The organism is Pseudomonas sp. C5pp (genome assembly GCF_000814065.1).
Lineage (GTDB): Bacteria > Pseudomonadota > Gammaproteobacteria > Pseudomonadales > Pseudomonadaceae > Aquipseudomonas > Aquipseudomonas asiatica.
The window spans coordinates 111726-128856 of the sequence record NZ_JWLN01000009.1; the positions used below are offsets into that span (position 1 = coordinate 111726).

The following is a 17131-nucleotide window of genomic DNA, read 5'->3' on the forward strand; positions in this document are numbered from 1 at the left end:
TAGCCGCCGCAGCAAGGGCGGCACGAACTGTCCGGTTATCGCCCATTACTTGCCCGGAAGGGCCGCCATACCCTTGCGGGCCGATTCGCTGCCGATAAGAATGTGGAACCTTGTTCCAATAACAATACAGGAATCCCGCAATGCCTTCCGCTCCCTACGAAACCGAATGCGATGTGCTGGTCATAGGTTCTGGTGCCGCCGGGCTGGCTGCGGCCGTGACGGCGGCCTGGCATGGGCAGAAGGTGATCGTGGTGGAGAAGGAGCCAGTGTTCGGCGGCGCCACCGCCTGGTCCGGTGGTTGGGCCTGGGTGCCGCGCAACCCGCTGGCACGCCGGGCCGGCATCGAGGAAGACATCGAGCAGCCGCGTACCTACCTGCGCAATGAACTGGGGGCGTATTACAACGCCGAACGCGTCGACGCCTTCCTCGAAGCCTGCCCGCACATGGTGGCGTTTTTCGAAAAGCACACGGCGCTGCAGTTTGCCGACGGCAACGGCATCCCCGACATGCATGGCGACACACCGGGCGCGGCCCAGGGCGGGCACCAGGTGATTGCCGCGCCCTATGACGCCCGCGAGGTGGGTGCGCTGCTGCCACGCCTGCGCAAGACCATGCGCGAAACCTCGTTCATGGGCATGCCGATAATGGCGGGTGCCGACCTTGCCGCGTTCCTCAACATGACCCGCTCGCCCAAGGCCTTGCTGCACGTGTGCAAACGCTTTGGCCGCCACCTGTACCACCTGGCCCGGTATGGCCGGGCGATGCAACTGGTCAACGGCGTGGCGCTGGTGGCCCGCCTGGCCAGGTCGGCACAAGACCTGGGCGTGCGCCTGCAGGAATCGGCGCCGGCCAAACGCCTGCTGGTCGAGGATGGCCAGGTGCGGGGCGCGCTGGTGGCTACACCGCAGGGCGAGCAACTGATCCGTGCCAAGGCCGTGGTGCTTGCGGCGGGTGGCTTCCCCAACGACAACGCCCGCCGCCAGCAACTGTTCCCGCGCGATGCCAGTGGCCATGACAACCTGGCCCTGCCCCCCAAGGGTTGTTCGGGTGACGGCCTGCGCCTGGGCGAGTCGGCCGGCGGTGTGGTCGCTACCGACCTGAAGTCGCCGGTGGCCTGGGCGCCGGTTTCGCGAGTGCCGCACCGCGACGGCAGCGTCGGCCATTTCCCGCACATCATCGAACGCGGCAAACCGGGCATCATCGGCGTGCTGGCCAACGGCAAGCGTTTCGTCAACGAAGCGCATGGCTACTACGACTACGTGTCAGCGATGATCGCGGCGGTGCCGCAGGGCGAAGAGGTGTGTTCGTGGCTGGTCTGCGACCACCGTTTCCTGCGCCGCTACGGCCTGGGCCACGCCCGCCCGGCGCCACTGCCGGTGTGGCCGCACGTGCGCAGCGGCTATCTCAAGCGGGCTGCCACCCTCGAGCAGTTGGCCCAGGCCTGCGGCATCGACCCGGTAGGGTTGCGCGCCACGGTCAGCGACTTCAACAACCATGCCCGCAACGGCCAGGACCCGGCGTTCGGCCGAGGTTCCACACCGTTCAACCGCAAGCAGGGTGACCCGCAGCACAAGGGGCCAAACCCTTGCGTGGCGCCCATCGAACATGGGCCGTTCTATGCGGTGAAGGTGCAGCCCGGCTGCTTTGGCACCTTTGCCGGGCTGCGCACCGACGGGAATGCCCGGGTGCTGGATGAAGCTGGGCAGCCGATTGCTGGCCTGTATGCGGCGGGTACCGACATGGCCAGCGTGTTTGGCGGCTGGTATCCGTCGGGTGGTATCAACCTGGGCCCGGCGCTGACCTTTGGCTATGTGGCCGGGCGGCATATTGCCGGGGCGCAGGGGTATGAATGAGGTGAGCGGGTCACTGATGGCTGTGCCCTGTGGGAGTGCTGAAACATCTTGAGTGCCTGAGCCGGCCCTTTCGCGGGTAAACCCGCTCCTACAGGATCCTGTAGGAGCGGGTTCACCCGCGAAGAGGCCAGCCCTGGCGACACTTCAATAAAGCCTTACTGCAAAGTGCTGGGCCCATTGGCCTACAAGGAAGGGGCTGAATCTGATTTTTCGCTCAAGCTGGGCAACGCATCTGCCCCAGCCAGTACGCCACATCCACCTCGTCGATCTGCTCGGCACGCAGGAACCGCTCGGCATACTGGCGGTACACCCCGCTGCTGAGGAACAGCTCCAGCAACTGGCCGTCGATGTGCCCGCCGCGGGCCATGCCCACCAGGATCTTCACCGACTCGGACAAGGTCTTCGGCGCCTTGTAGGGCCGGTCGGCCGCGGTCAGCGCCTCGAAGATGTCGGCAATCGCCATCACCCGCTCGGCAATCCCCAGGTCCTGCTTGCCCAGCCTGCGCGGGTAGCCGCTGCCGTCCATTTTCTCGTGGTGGTTGCCAGCGATGTCCGGAACCCGCTTGAGCTGGCGGGGGAACGGCAAGGAACTGAGCATGATGATGGTCTGCACGATGTGTTCGTTGATCTTGAAGCGTTCCTCGTCATTCAGCGTGCCGCGGCGGATCGCCAGGTTGTACAGCTCGCCGTAATTGCTGGCACAGGCCGGCAGGCGCATGTCGAAGCCCCAGCGGTTGCGCGGGTCGTCCTTGGCCACCGGCGGCTTGCGGGGGCCCCAGGGTACGCAATGCTCGGGGCGGTCGGCCAGCAGTGGCTCGTCAACCGGTAGCGCAGGTGGAGGCACGTCGGCAAAGCGCTCCAGCTCATCACGGGAGATGCCCAGGCGGTTGTCGAAATGGCGCTGCCAAAGGCGCTGGCCAATCTGCTGCAGGCGCTCGATGTCGGCGTCCTGCATGAACTCGCCGCCAATGTTGGCCTGGGCGACGAAGGCGAAGTCGTCCTGCAGCTGCGTCTGGCTGCGCACCAGGGTGGCTTGCAGCGCCTGCTGGTCGCCACCGCTGGCCAGGCCTTGCCAATAAGCCAGCTCGGCATCCCGCCAGAGCACCTCGAAACGCATGCGCACCTCGTGGATACGGTTGTACAAGGTTTCCAGCTTGGTCGCCTTGTCCACCACATACTCGGGGCTGGTGACCTTGCCACAGTCGTGCAGCCAGGCCGCGACGTGGAATTCGTAGCGTTCAGCCGCGGTCATGTTGAAACTGGCGTACGGGCCGGTTTCGGCCGCCACCGCCTGGTCCAGCAGCATCTGCGCCAGTTGTGGCACCCGCTCGCAATGGCCACCGGTATAGGGGCTCTTGGCATCGATGGCATCGGCCAGCAACTTGATCATGGCATCCAGCAGGCGTTGCTGGGCTTCGGCCAGCTGGCGCGTCTCGATCGCCACCGCCGCCACCCCGGACAGTTCCGCGACAAAGCTGCGCAACGGCTGGCCTGCCTGCTCGTGTACATGTCCATCGCCCAGTTGCAGGATCAATATGCCCAGCAGCGCCTGGCTGCGGTCATTCAGCACCAAGGCCAGGGTGCCCTCATGCAGGCCGAGGGCCTGGCTCACTGCCGTGGCCAGGTGCTGCTGGGCAGTCTCATCCACGGCCAGCTCGCCAGGGTACTGTTCGCCATGGCAGGCAGCGGCCAGGCGCAGCAAGGCGTTTTCGGCATCGAACAGGTAAACCACGCCGGCACTGCCCCCGGCGGCTTCCACCAGATGGGTCAACACACCGTCGAGCATGCGTTCCAGGTCGCGCTCGCTGCTGAGTGTGAGGGTAATCGCCTGAAAGCTGCGGATGGTGCCGGACATGCGGCTAAGCACGCGGCTCAGCTCGCGCACTTCGGATACCCGCGAGCGCACCCCGACTTCGCGGCTGAAATCAAAGCCAGCCAGGCCTTGTACCTGTTCAGCCAGCAACCGCAACGGGCGGCCGATACGCCGGCCAAGCACACCACCGAGCACCAGCAGCACGCTTATCAGGGCAGCGGTCCAGAGCAACTGTTCGAGCAGTACCTTGCGTGCACCGGCCAGCAACTCATGGCCTGGCACGGCAATCAGCACCTGCAGGTCCTGCCCGGCCAGGTTGGTCAGTTGCACACGCATGCCATACCAGGTCTGCCCGTCCACCTGATAAGGCTGCGGCCGGGTGCCTTGCGGCAGGTCGGCGTAAAGGTGCTCCAGGCTGGGAATGCCCAGTTCGGCGATGCGCGACAAGCGCACGGCCTGCCCTTCGTGCACGATTACCCGCTGCAGGTCCGGGTAGGCCACCACGCTGCCCTGGTCGTCGATCACGACGATCTCGGTGCCGGGGGTCATGCGCAGGCCCTGAGTCTCACTGGCCAGGTCGTCGACCGAAACGTCCATGCCGATCACCGCCCCGCCGTCGAGGCTGCGCTGGGCCATGGTCAGGCCGATCTCGCGGGTGGTGAAGAACACATAGGGGTGGGTCAGCACGGTGGTGGGCTGGGCACTGGCTTCGACAAACCATGGGCGCGTGCGCGGATCGTAGCGGTATTCAGGCTTGGCCTGGGCCTGCAGCAGGTTCAGCGAGCGGTCGTAGAAGCGCCACTCACCCTGCACCGCCCCGCCCTCACGGCTGACGCTCTGCACCAGAAATGCCGTGCCCGGCGGCGCAGCGAAACGCTGCAGCATCTGCGGGTCGCGCAAGCGGCGCACCAGCAGGAACTCACCACTGGGATAACCGATGTAGGCAGCACTTAGCATGCGGTTGGCGTCCAGCGTCTCGACCAGTTGCGGCAAGCGCTCCAGGCGCTGAGCCGGGGTTTGCGCGGCCGGGTTGTGGGCGAGCAGGCGGATGCTGCTGTGCACGGGGTCGATCAGGCGCCGGGCGCGCTCGTCGATGGTCTTGCCTATTTGCTGGGCAGAATCACCCGCTGCGGCCACCAAGGTCTGACGAATGCCGTGATAGCCCTGCCAGGCCAGGGCGGCGCCGAGCAGCAACATGCCCAGCACGATGGCGAGTGCCACCAGCCACTGCAGTGAAATGCCACGTCCAGCGTTGCCAGCAGCACGACCATTCGACACGCAGCCCATCTCAGGTACTCCATGTATGGCACATTGCCTTGGCTGATACCCGCAGCAGTGTAGAGGGCGGACGGGCTTTTTGCCGGGCTAGAGAAGAAATTTAGTCTTGCATGGCTCTTCTAGCCAGCACTGGCCCTTGTAGGAGCGGCCTTGTGTCGCGACAGGGCTGCAAAGCAGCCCCGGCAATTTGTGCATCTGTGCTGAAACCCTGGGGCTGCTTTGCAGCCCTATCGCGACACAAGGCCGCTCCTACAGGTCCTGGGTATGCCTTCAGGGTATCAGGCGCGCAACTGGTACCAGGTGGTCTTGAGCTGCGAATACTTGTCGAACGAGTGCAGCGACAGGTCGCGGCCAAACCCGGACTGCCTGCCGCCGCCGAACGGCACCGTCACGTCCAGCGCATCGACCGTGTTCACCGACACGGTGCCGGCCTTCAACGCCCGTGCCACGCGGTGCACCTGGTTGAAGTCATCGCTCCACACCGACGCCGCCAGCCCATAAATGCTGTCGTTGGCCAGGCACACGGCCTGCTCTTCACTGTCGAAGGCACTGACCGCCAGCACCGGCCCGAATACCTCTTCCCGCGCCAAGCTCATACGGCCATCGACACCGGCAAAAATGGTCGGCTCGATATAATTGTCCGAACCATCGATAGTCAGGCGCCGACCACCGCACACCAACCGCGCGCCATCCTGCCCGGCGCGGGCGATGGCGGCTTCGATCCGGCCAGCCTGACCGGCATCGACAATTGCACCGGCACGGCTCGCCGGGTCCAGCGGGTTGCCTGGCAGCCACTGGCGGGCCTTGGCCTGCAGGCGCTCGATGAACTCGTCATGGATGGAGCGCTGCACGTACAGCCGCGAGTTGGCCGAGCACACTTCGCCCTGGTTGAAGAAGATGCCGAATGCCGCCTTTTCCGCAGCCAGGTCCAGGTCCTGGCAGTTTTCGAACACCAGGTTGGGGCTCTTGCCGCCGCACTCCAGCCATACCTGCTTGAGGTTGGACTGGGCCGAATACTGCATGAAGTACTTGCCCACCTGGGTGGAACCGGTGAACACCAGGCAGTCCACGTCCGGGTGCAGGCCCAGTGCCTGCCCGGCCTGCTCGCCCAGGCCCGGCACCACGTTCAGCACACCTTCCGGCACACCGGCCTGCAGCGCCAGCTGGGCCAGGCGCAGGGCCGAGAACGGTGATTGCTCGGCGGGCTTGAGTACCACGCTGTTGCCGGCAGCCAGCGCCGGGGCGAGCTTCCAGGCGGCCATGTCGAGCGGGAAGTTCCACGGCACCACGGCGGCGACCACGCCGAGGGCTTCGCGGGTGATGGTGGCCAACGCATTGGGCGCGGTGGGTGCCACCTGGTCGTACAGCTTGTCCAGCGCCTCACCGTACCAGGCGAACACCTGCGCCGAGCCCGGCACGTCGATGTTGTAGGCGTCCATGACCGGCTTGCCCATGTTCAGCGAGTCGAGCAGGGCCAGTTCTTCGCGATGGGCCAGGATCAGCTCGGCCAGGCGCAGCAGCACTTTTTTGCGCTCACCCGGGGCCATGCGCGGCCATGGGCCTTGCTCGAAAGCCCTGCGGGCGCTGGCGACGGCCAGGTCGACCTCGGCCTGACCGCAGGCGGTGACCTGGGCCAATACCTTGTTGGTGGCGGGGTTGATGGCGGCGAAGGTGGCGCCGTCCTGTGCGTTGACGGGCTTGCCGTCGATCAGTGCATTGGCCGGGAGGTAGAGGTCCGAGGCACGTTGTTGCCAGAATTCGAGGGTGTACATTTGTACTCCAGGCGACCGTCGTGGCGGTCTCTCTGTTGCTCGTAAGGTGCAGTGTCGATACAGCGCTGGGGGAGCGGGTTCATCGAGGCGTCGAACCGCCGCGAACACCGGCGAAGCCGGTGCGATGCACAGCGTCGCATTCTTCGCGGGTGAACCCGCTCCCACAGGGGCTGCGGAGCGCTCACAGGTTTTTAGAGTTTGCCGACCAGGCGCGCCGTGCGGTCCACGGCAATGCGGGTCTTCTCTACCAGCTCATCCAGCTCGCTGTGGTTGGCGATCAGTGCCGGCGCCATGATCATCCGGCCCAGGGTGGAGCGAATGATCACCCCTTCCTCGAAACCGAAGGTGCGGCACTGCCAGGCCAGGTCGTTCTCGTTGGCAAAGCGCTTGCGCGTCGGCTTGTGCTCGGCGAACTGCAGCGCCGCCACCAACCCGGCACCCTGCACCTGGCCGATCAACGGGTGGTCGGCGAACACCTCGCGCAGGATGCGTTGCAGGTACGGCCCGGTGTCTTCCTTCACCTGGCGCACGATGCCTTCGTCACGCAGCGCCTTCAGGTTGGCGATGGCCACCGCCGCCGCCACCGGGTGGCCGGAATAGGTCAGGCCGTGGGCGAACACCCCGCCCCGCTCCACCAGCGCCTCGGCAATGCGCTTGCTCAGCACCAGGCCGCCCATGGGCACGTAGCCGCTGGTCAGGCCCTTGGCGATGGACAGGGTGTCGGGCTCGAAGCCGAAGTACTCGTGGGCAAACCATTCGCCAGTGCGGCCAAAGCCGCCGATCACTTCATCGGCGCACAGCAGCACGTCGTACTGGCGGCAGATGCGCTGGATCTCTGGCCAGTAGCTTTCCGGCGGGAAGATCATGCCGCCCGCGCCCTGGAACGGCTCGGCGATAAAGCCGGCGACGTTCTCGGCACCCAGTTCGAGGATTTTCTCCTCCAGCTGCAGGGCGCAGCGGCGGCCGAACTCCGCCGGGGTCAGCTCGCCGCCCTCGGCGTACCAGTACGGTTCGTCGATGTGCACCACATCCGGAATCAACCCGCCCATTTCGTGCATGAACTTCATGCCACCCAGCGCCGTGGCCGCCAGGGTCGAACCGTGGTAACCGTTCCAGCGGCCGATCATGATCTTCTTGTCCGGCTGGCCAACCACCTGCCAGTAGCGGCGCACGGTACGGATCAGCACCTCGTTGGCCTCGGAGCCGGAGTTGGTGTAGATCGCGTGGCTGTAGTGCCCCGGCAACAGGCTGAACAGCAGCTCGGACAGTTCGATCACCGCCGGGTGGGTGGTGTGGAAGAACATGTTGTAGTAGGCCAACTGGTCCATCTGCGTGGCTGCGGCAGCAGTCAGGTCGCGACGGCCGTAGCCGAGCTGGGTGCACCACAGGCCGGACATGCCGTCCAGATAGCGCTTGCCCTCGCTGTCCCACAGGTGCAGGCGTTCGCCACCGACGATCACCCGCGGCCCTTCGGCGTTCAGCGCCTTCTGGTCGAGGAAGGCATGGATGTGGTGCGCGGCATCGGCTGCCTGGTAGTCACGGGTCTGGCGTTGCGGGGCGAAAGGCGCATTCATTGTTGGTTTTCCTTTGCGGTGGGGTTGCAGGGTGGCTTGCGCTCAGCGCAGCTTGCCCATGTAGCTTTCCAGCGGGTCCTTGCCCAGCACGCCCTGGGCATTGGCCAGCGCGTCGATGAACAGGGAGAACAGCTCGGACTGGGTGCCGATGTCGAGCTTGGCGTAGACGTTCTTGCGGTGTGACTTGATGGTGTCCTCCGACACCCCCAGGCGCTCGGCCAGCGACTTGGTCGAGTGGCCCCGCAGGATCAGCTGGGCGATACGGCATTCACGCTCGGTCAGCAGCGAGCTGCCGAAGTTGTTCAGCGCCGCGTGGATGCGCTGCTCGAGGATGTTCTCGAAGCGCCCGGCGCGGCTGTCCAGCCCGGCGAAATGCTTGCTGAGCACCGCCAGCACCCAGGGCGTGATACGCGCGAACAACTCACGGGTTTGCCCATCGAGCTTGTCGGTGAACGCCAGCGATACTGCCAGGCTCTGCCCGGGCGCGACCTGCAGGATGTAGTTGAGCTCATCCTCCAGGTGCGAGTGCCGGTAGAACGACTGGTAGTACTCGCTGACCTCGAAATGGTCGGGCGCCACTTCGAACAGGCCGTAGCAACCGGACTCGACCTGCTCCACACAGGCGCCGTAGAACGGGTCGAGCAGATAGAAGCCGGACAGGTAGCGGCTGACATTGCCCTCGGGCTGCCAGGGCGCCTTGTCGTCCTGCTCGAACAGCGCGCAGGGCATGCCGTCGTGCGGGTACAGGTACACCGTGGTCGCCTGGATCGGCCGGATCACGCCAAGCGCAGCAAACAAGGTGGCGGCAAAGCCCGGTCGGCCGATTGCCTCGGTGACCTTGGCCTGGTGCTCGAACCACTGTTGCGAAAGCAATTGATCAGTCACTTTGGGCCTGCCGTCTCAAGTAAAGGCACCGCCGCCAGTGCGGTGCGTCGTTGGCCAGATACTCCCATGGCACTGCAAACACCGAAATCACCCTTTGGGGTGAGCAGGCAAAGCCCCCTGCCGGCTCACCCCAAAGGGTGATTCCGGGTACCGGCGGGGTGTGGGAGCATCAACCCGCCCCAGCGCTGCGAGCCACCCGCTCGACCTCCTTGCACAACACCTACCGGTATCGAGCCCGCTCGCATACCGCGGCGTCCTGCATCCCTTTCCAGGAGTTAGCAATGCATACAACAACAAGTACAGCCCATAGCCCTGCACATAGCCCGTCGCAACCCACCGCCAGCAACGGCCGTTTCCGCAAGTCCATGGGGCTGCCCGCCCTGGTGCTGTTCGGCCTGGCCTACATGGTCCCCCTTGCAGTATTCACCACCTATGGGCTGGTCACCCAGATGACCAAGGGGCACCTGCCCATCGCCTACCTGCTGACCCTCGCCGCCATGCTGCTGACCGCCTACAGCTATGGCCGCATGGTCCAGGCCCACCCCTACTCCGGCTCGGTCTACACCTACACCCGCAAGGCCTTCGGCAGCCACATCGGTTTCATCACCGGCTGGACCCTGCTGCTCGACTACATCTTCCTGCCGCTGCTCAGCTACCTGCTGATCGGCATCTACATGTCGGAGTACTTCCCGGCCATCCACGCCTGGGTGTGGGTGGCCGGCTCCATTGCCCTGGTCACCTTCCTCAACCTGATCGGCATCGAGTCGATCACCCGGGTGAACTGGATACTGGTGGTGGTGCAACTGGTGTTCATCATCGTGTTCGTCGCCCTGTCCATCCACAACCTCAGCGGGCAGGCGCAGCCGGTGTCGCTGCTGGCGCCGTTTCACCACGAAGGCTTCAGCGTGCCGTTGATCATGACCGGCGCCGCCGTGCTGTGCCTGTCGTTCCTGGGCTTCGATGCGGTCTCGACCATGGCCGAGGAAACCAGCAACCCCACCTACCGCATTCCCGTGGCGATCCTTGCCGTGTCGCTGATCGGCGGCATGTTGTTCCTGGTGGTGTCGTACTGCGCACAGATGGTGTTCCCTGACTGGGGCAGCTTCGCCGACCCGGACTCGGCGTCGGTGGATGTGATGCGCCGGGTCGGTGGCGAGCTGCTGGTGACCGCCTTCACCGCCACCTACGTGGCCGGCTGTTTCGCCTCGGCCATGGTGTCCCAGGCCAGCGTGTCGCGGGTGCTGTTCGCCATGGGCCGCGACGGTGCGTTGCCCCGCGCGTTCGGCCAGCTGGTGACGAAAAAGCGCGTACCGGCCACGGCCATCCTGCTGGTCAGCCTGCTGTCGCTGATTGCCCTGGTGATCACCCTCGACACGGTGGCAAACATGATCAGCTTTGGCGCACTGTTCGCCTTCTCGGCGGTGAACCTGGCCGTGGTCAAGCACTACCTCATCGACCACAAGCTGCGTGGTGGTCGCAACTACTTGCTGTATGGCGCCATTCCCGGCCTGGGCTTCCTCAGCACGTTGTGGCTGTGGAGCAGCCTTACCAGCCTGTCGTTCACCATCGGTTTGTGCTGGATGGGCATGGGCCTTGTGGTGCTACTGGGGCTTACCCGCGCGTTCAGGGTGAAGCTGCCGGAGTTGCAGATGGCCGAGTGAAACAAACAGCGCCCCCACAACCGCCTTGCTCAGACCTGGAAGCCTGCGCGGTCGTTGTGGGAGCGGGCGTGCCCGCGAACACCGGCAAAGCCGGTGCCATACACCGTGTCGGGCGCTTCGCGGGCGCGCCCGCTCCCACTGGGAATGGCACACGCTCGAACATCGTTCCTCAATAGCAGGCCACGCGATAACAGAACGTTATCACCTGATCCGCGCGCGCCGCCTTCCTCGACGCCATCGCCAACGAACTGGACGCACTAGGCGATGACTTCGTCCAGCATGTGATGCGCGAAACCGCTCTACCCGAGGCACGCATCCGCGGTGAGCGCGCCCGCACCAGCAACCAGCCGCGCCTGTTCGCCGATGTGGTGCGCCGTGGCGACTTCCTCGGTGCGCGCATCGACCGTGCACTGCCCGAGCGCACCCCGCTGCCACGCCCGGACCTGCGCCAGTACCGCATCGGCGTCGGCCCGGTGGCCGTATTCGGTGCCAGCAACTTCCCGCTGGCCTTCTCCACCGCCGGCGGTGATACCGCCTCGGCGCTGGCGGCCGGCTGCCCGGTGGTGTTAAGGCCCACAGCGGGCACATGCTGACCGCTGCCCACGTGGCCGCGGCCATTGACCGCGCGGTGGCGCGCATGGCCGACCAGGCGCCGCAGACCATGCTCAACGCCGGCACCCTGCGCAGCTACCAGAGCGGTGTACAGCACCTGCTGGCGCACCCTGGCATCCAGCACCTGGCCGGGCAGCCACAAGCCGGCAAGCAGGCCCAGCCGCAGCTGTTCAAGGCGGACGTGAGCCTGCTGCTGGACAGCGACCCGCTGCCGCAGGAAGAAGTGTTCGGCCCGACCACCGTGGTGGTGGAAGTGGCCGATGCCCAGCAACTGGCCGAAGCGCTGCGCCACCTGCAAGGCCAGCTGACGGCCACCCTGACTGCCGAACCGGACGACCTGCGTGCCTTTGCTGCACTGGTGCCGCTGCTGGAGCGCAAGGCCGGGCGCCTGCTGCTGAACGGCTACCCGACCGGCGTAGAGGTATCGGACGCGATGGCGCATGGCGGGCCATACCCGGCCACCTCCGATGCCCGAGGCACTTCGGTCGGTACCTTGGCCATCGACCGCTTCCTGCGCCCGGTGTGCTTCCAGAACTACCCGGATGCGCTGCTGCCGGATGCGCTGAAACGTGCCAACCCGCTGGGGATTGCGCGGTTGGTGGATGGTGTTGCCAGCCGTGGCGCGGCTTGATCTGACATTGAGGTAGCCTGTACTGGCCTCTTCGCGGGTAAACCCGCTCCCACAGGTACTGCACAGTGCTTGAATTCTGTGTAGTACCTGTGGGAGCGGGTTTACCCGCGAAGAGGCCGGCACAGGACCATCAGCCCTGTATACAATCCACAAAAACCTTGCTTACAATGCCATGCGCCTATGACATCGGTAATCGCCGATGCGTATTGCGACAGGCTTAAGCCATGTCATCTACAAATGCTCCAACAACGCTACTGGTCAAAAACGCCGAACTGCTGGTCACCATGGACGGCGAACGCCGCGAGATCAAGAACGGCGGAATGTTCATCGAAGGCAACCTGATCCGCCAGGTCGGCCCCAGCGATACCCTGCCACAGCACGCCGACGTGGTGCTGGACATGGCCGGCAAGGTGGTCATCCCTGGGCTGGTCAACACCCACCACCACATGTACCAGAGCCTCACCCGCGTGGTGCCGGCGGCCCAGGACGGCGAACTGTTCAACTGGTTGACCAACCTGTACCCGATCTGGGCACGCCTGACCCCCGAGATGATCGCGGTGTCGACCCAGACCGCCATGGCCGAACTGATCCTGTCCGGCTGCACCACCTCCAGCGACCACCTGTACATCTACCCCAACGGCTGCAAGCTCGACGACAGCATCCATGCCGCCGACGAGATCGGCATGCGCTTCCACGCCGCGCGCGGCAGCATGAGCGTGGGCCGCAGCCAGGGCGGACTGCCGCCTGATTCGGTGGTGGAAAAGGAAGCCGACATCCTCAAGGAATCCCAGCGCCTGATCGAGGACTATCACGACGCCCGCCACGGCTCGATGCGCCGCATCGTGGTGGCGCCCTGCTCGCCGTTCTCGGTCAGCCGCGACCTGATGCGCGAAGCCGCCGTGCTGGCGCGCCAGTACGGGGTGTCGTTGCACACCCACCTGGCCGAGAACGTCAACGACATCGCCTACAGCCGCGAGAAGTTCGGCATGACCCCCGCCGAATATGCCGAAGACCTCGGCTGGGTCGGCCACGACGTGTGGCACGCCCACTGCGTGCAACTCGACCAGAATGGCATCGAGCTGTTCGCCCGCACCGGCACGGGTGTCGCCCACTGCCCATGCTCGAACATGCGCCTGGCCTCGGGCATCGCGCCGGTGCGCAAGATGCGCGACCATGGGGTGCCGGTGGGCCTTGGGGTCGACGGTTCGGCATCCAACGACGGCGCCAGCATGATCGGTGAAGTGCGCCAGGCCTTGCTGCTGCAACGGGTGGGCTTCGGCCCCGACGCGATGACTGCGCGCGAGGCGCTGGAAATTGCAACGCTCGGCGGCGCCAAGGTGCTCAACCGCAATGACATCGGCGCACTGGCGCCAGGCATGGTGGCCGATTTCGTCGCCTTCGAACTCAGCCACGTGGCCTATGCCGGTGGCCACCACGACCCGTTGGCGGCGCTGGTGTTCTGCACCCCGACCCAAGTGCACACCAGTGTCATCAATGGCCGTGTGGTGGTGAAGGACGGCCAGCTGGCCACGGTCGACCTGCCACGGGTGCTGGAGCGCCACAACCAGTTGGCACGCCAACTGGTCAGCGGCGAGTAAGCAACCATTCGGGGCCGCCTTGGCGGCCCATCGCCGGCAACGCTGCCGTGTCTTGCGAAATCAGAGGACCATGAGCATCTCATGCCAGGCCATGCCGCCGTGGTCCGACGGCGACGGTTTCACGTACTGATACCCCAGCTTCTGGTACAACGCCACATGCTGTTCCTTGCACATCAGGTGAATGGTCAGCTTGCCCGCCGCCTTCATGCGCACGATGAATTCATCCATCAACCGCTTGGCGTAACCTTTGCCCTGGTGCGCCGGGTCTACCACCACCGACATGATCACCACGTGTGGCGCCGCCGGGTCGTGCCCGACCAACTCCTTGAATGCCTCATCGGACATCACCACTTCGTGGGCACAGCCGCTGTTGATGAAACCGACGATCTCGCCCGCATTTTCCAGCACCAGGAAGCCCTGCGGATACTGCGTGATGCGGGTGCGGATCTTCTCCAGCGTGGCCGCCTCGTCGCCTTCGTAGGCACCGATTTCGATGGCATAGCAGCGTTCGGCATCGGCGGCTGTGGGGGTGCGAAACTGGGGGGCGCTCATGGCGGGTTTCCTTGGTAATGGGCAAAAACAACCGCCATGGTAAATGAGCGCCGCTGCCACAGGTACAGCTTGTTTTGTGTCGCCATAGGCGCAAGGTGCCCTTTTTTGAAGCGCTGAAGTTCTACAAGTTGTTGCCGCTGCGAACTTTTTCCCGTTTACCGGTCTATGTGGGAGGCACAGAAAGGAAACGGAACGCGAGACTAGGTTCGCCCGACACCTGCTGGCCTGATGGCTCAATTGTTATCAGAGGTTGGCTTCGCTCATGAAAATACATGTCGCAAGGTTGATGCTGCTCGGCCTGTTCTCGTTCGCGGCGATGGGCACGGCATCGGCAACACAGATGAAGGCGCCCGCAGTGGCTGCCCCGGCGGTTCAATCACCGTTGCAGCCTGCCGGCAACCCCTGGTCCAGGGTGGCCAGTGTGGCCGATGAACAGCCAGCCACGTTGCTGGCCCACGATGACGACCGCTGGCATGACCACCGCAGCGACTGGCGCCGCGAACAGTGGCGGCGCGAGCAGGCCCGCCGTGATTGGGAGCGCCGGCGAGACTGGGAACGCCGACGCGACTGGGAACGGCGCCGCGACTGGGAGCACCGCCATGAGCGGGCCATGCACCACCGCTATAACGATGACTACCGCTACTATCGCCGTTGATCGTTGATCCGCAGTTGGCACGCTCGATGTGGGAGCGGCCTTGTGTCGCGAAAGGGCTGCGCAGCAGCCCCAGCATTGGTTGCCGTAATGCTGCAACCAGGGGGCCGCTCTGCGGCCCGATCGCGACACAAGGCCGCTCCTACAAGGTCCGCGCCAGCCAGTCAGGTGGGGGTATCCCCCGCAGCCTCGGCCTCCATCTTCAAACGGTCGGCCTTGCAAATGTACTTGGGCTTGCGCGGCGCCAGCTTGGCACTGGCCTTCTTGGCGTGCGCCTGCAGTAGCTGCTTGATCTTCTTGCGACGGTTCATTCTCACTCGACCTGTCAGTCCGGTTTGGCTGAATACATCATACCTTGCCTGGGCCAGCGTCTCGTTGACGTTATTTTCACGCTCGGCAGATTAGCGTCACGCCCTTTCCGGCCACGAGCACATCCGCTGGCCGCCAAGTACGACGAGGCATACGTGTCACACACTCCATCCCCCTCCTCGCCCAAGCGCGTGGATTGGGCCGGCCTGGGCTGGCTTTTGCTGTTCTTCTGGTACTTCTCGGGGGTGACCCAGGCGTTGCTGCTGTTCAGCGGTACCACCGGGTTCGCCGGTTTTCGCGATGCATTCTTCCTCAGCAGCCTGTGGCTGGCCCCGGTACTGCTGCTGCCGCGCTTCACTCGCGCCACGGCAGCGGTCATCGGCCTGGTGTTGTGGGCTGCTTCGCTGGTGGGCCTGAGCTACTTCGGCATCTATCGCCAGGAGTTCTCGCAAAGCGTCATTTTCGTGATGTTCGAGTCCAACACCGCCGAGGCCGGTGAGTACTTCAGCCAGTACTTCAGCGCCTGGCTGGGCCTGGCATTGCTGTTGTACACGCTGGGGGCGGTGCTGCTGTGGAAGCGCATACGCCCGGTCAGCCTGCCACTGCGCAGCCGCCTGCCGGTGGTCGCCCTGTTGCTGCTGGCCAATCTGGTGTACCCGTTCTACAAGCAGATGGTCACCCAGGAGCGCAGCTTCGCCGACGCGGCGGAGAAAGTGCAGCAACGCATGGAGCCCGCCGTGCCCTGGCAACTGCTGGTCGGCTACCGCCAGTACCGCCAGCAACTGGACAACATGCAAGAGCTGCTGGCCAAGAACGCCGCGCTGCCGCCCCTGCAGAACCTGCGTGACAGCAGTGGTGCAGCGCCACGCACGCTGGTGCTGGTGCTGGGCGAATCCACCACTCGCGAACACATGCACCTGTATGGCTACAACCGCGACACCACGCCCAACCTCGATGCGCTGGCCGCCAGCGACAAGGGCCTGACGGTGTTCCGCAACGTGGTGTCGCCACGCCCGTATACCATCGAAGTGATGCAGCAGATCCTCACTTTCGGCGACGAGCAGAACCCGGACCGTTTCCTCACCGACCCGTCGCTGATCAACCTGATGAAACAGGCCGGCTACAAGACCTTCTGGATCACCAACCAGCAGACCATGACCAAGCGCAACACCATGCTGACCACCTTCTCGCAGCAGACGGACGCGCCGGTCTACCTGAACAACCAGCGCAACCAGAATGCCAGCCAATACGACGACGTGGTGCTGTCGCCGTTCGAGAAGGCCCTGCAGGACCCGGCGCCAAACAAGTTCATCATCGTGCACCTGCTGGGTACGCACATGGACTATCGCTACCGCTACCCGGACGATTACGCGCACTTCAACGACCGCCAGGGGGTGCCCGGCAAGCTGACCGACGACCAGGTGCAAACCTACAACTTCTACGACAACGCGGTGCGCTACAACGACTACGTGGTGTCTAGCCTGATCAAGCGTTACTCGGCCAGTTCCCCCAATGGTTTCCTGCTGTACCTGTCCGACCATGGCGAAGATGTGTACAGCTCTGGCAACCACGACCGCCTGGGGCGCAACGAAGGCGCGCCGACCCGGCCGATGTACACCATCCCGTTCTTGCTGTGGACTTCGCCAAGCTGGCAGGCCGAGCACCCGCGCGACTTGCAGGCGATGGCCGATCGCCCCTACAGCAGCTCGCACCTGATCCATACCCTGTCCGACCTGGCTGGGCTGAGCTACGACCGTTACGAGCCGGCCAAGAGCCTGGTGAGCCCGCAGTTTCTGGTGGCGCCGCGCTGGATCGGCGACCCGTACCGCAAGGATGGCCTGCGCGACTTCGACCAGTTGCCAATGGACAAAACCGAGCGGGCACAGGAAATGGTCAGCAGTGGCAAGAAACAGAATGCTGGACGCCTGAACTGATTGCTTG

At 64.8% G+C, this 17131-nt stretch carries 11 protein-coding genes and 1 pseudogene; 6 read left to right on the forward strand and 6 right to left on the reverse strand.

Annotated elements, in window-relative coordinates; genetic code table 11:
• Positions 1–140 precede the first annotated feature (140 nt).
• Entirely contained in the window at positions 141–1853 is a 1713-nt protein-coding gene (locus RR51_RS09580) for an FAD-dependent oxidoreductase (protein WP_039613330.1), read from the forward strand.
• 214 nt (positions 1854–2067) lie between these two features.
• Here RR51_RS09580 and RR51_RS09585 read toward each other — a convergent pair whose 3' ends face one another.
• From RR51_RS09585 to RR51_RS09600, 4 genes are all read right to left on the reverse strand, one after another.
• Positions 2068–4953, reverse strand: coding sequence for an HD domain-containing phosphohydrolase (locus tag RR51_RS09585; RefSeq protein WP_039613331.1), 2886 nt, complete (start codon positions 4951–4953; stop codon positions 2068–2070).
• A gap of 269 nt (positions 4954–5222) precedes the next feature.
• Positions 5223–6716, reverse strand: a complete 1494-nt coding sequence (locus RR51_RS09590; RefSeq protein ID WP_039613332.1) for an aldehyde dehydrogenase — start codon at positions 6714–6716, stop codon at positions 5223–5225.
• A 191-nt stretch (positions 6717–6907) separates the two neighbouring features.
• Positions 6908–8290 carry an aspartate aminotransferase family protein gene (locus tag RR51_RS09595; protein ID WP_039613333.1) on the reverse strand — a complete coding sequence of 461 codons (1383 nt, stop codon included), beginning with the start codon at positions 8288–8290 and terminating at the stop codon, positions 6908–6910.
• A gap of 42 nt (positions 8291–8332) precedes the next feature.
• Positions 8333–9175 (reverse strand): helix-turn-helix domain-containing protein, encoded by an 843-nt coding sequence (locus RR51_RS09600; RefSeq protein WP_039613334.1) that lies wholly within the window; start codon positions 9173–9175, stop codon positions 8333–8335.
• A gap of 281 nt (positions 9176–9456) precedes the next feature.
• Between RR51_RS09600 and RR51_RS09605 the strand changes: the two genes are divergently transcribed.
• The 3 genes and pseudogenes from RR51_RS09605 to RR51_RS09615 all read left to right on the forward strand — a co-directional run bounded on the left by RR51_RS09605 (position 9457) and on the right by RR51_RS09615 (position 13677).
• A complete protein-coding gene (locus RR51_RS09605) occupies positions 9457–10836 on the forward strand; it encodes an APC family permease (RefSeq protein WP_039613335.1) in 1380 nt (459 codons plus the stop codon).
• 209 nt (positions 10837–11045) lie between these two features.
• A pseudogene (locus RR51_RS29085) lies at positions 11046–12079 on the forward strand (aldehyde dehydrogenase family protein); the annotation flags it as partial.
• A gap of 224 nt (positions 12080–12303) precedes the next feature.
• The gene (locus RR51_RS09615; RefSeq protein WP_039613336.1) at positions 12304–13677 is read left to right on the forward strand and encodes an 8-oxoguanine deaminase; all 1374 of its coding nucleotides are present in this window, start codon (positions 12304–12306) and stop codon (positions 13675–13677) included.
• 60 nt (positions 13678–13737) lie between these two features.
• Here the strand turns inward: RR51_RS09615 and RR51_RS09620 are convergent, their stop codons facing one another.
• Positions 13738–14229 carry a GNAT family N-acetyltransferase gene (locus RR51_RS09620; protein WP_039613337.1) on the reverse strand — a complete coding sequence of 164 codons (492 nt, stop codon included), beginning with the start codon at positions 14227–14229 and terminating at the stop codon, positions 13738–13740.
• Between the two features lie 286 nt (positions 14230–14515).
• On the opposite strand from RR51_RS09620, the gene RR51_RS09625 reads away from it, so the two are divergent.
• A complete protein-coding gene (locus RR51_RS09625; protein ID WP_013972093.1) occupies positions 14516–14884 on the forward strand; it encodes a hypothetical protein in 369 nt (122 codons plus the stop codon).
• Positions 14885–15045: 161 nt separating this feature from the next.
• On the opposite strand, the gene RR51_RS28660 is transcribed toward RR51_RS09625, so the two are convergent.
• Complete coding sequence (locus tag RR51_RS28660) at positions 15046–15192, reverse strand: DUF2986 domain-containing protein (protein ID WP_023662626.1); 147 nt, start codon at positions 15190–15192, stop codon at positions 15046–15048.
• Between the two features lie 153 nt (positions 15193–15345).
• Here RR51_RS28660 and RR51_RS09630 point away from each other — a divergent pair, with 153 nt between their 5' ends.
• Positions 15346–17124 (forward strand): phosphoethanolamine transferase CptA, encoded by a 1779-nt coding sequence (locus RR51_RS09630; protein ID WP_082044677.1) that lies wholly within the window; start codon positions 15346–15348, stop codon positions 17122–17124.
• The last annotated feature ends 7 nt before the right edge of the window (positions 17125–17131 follow it).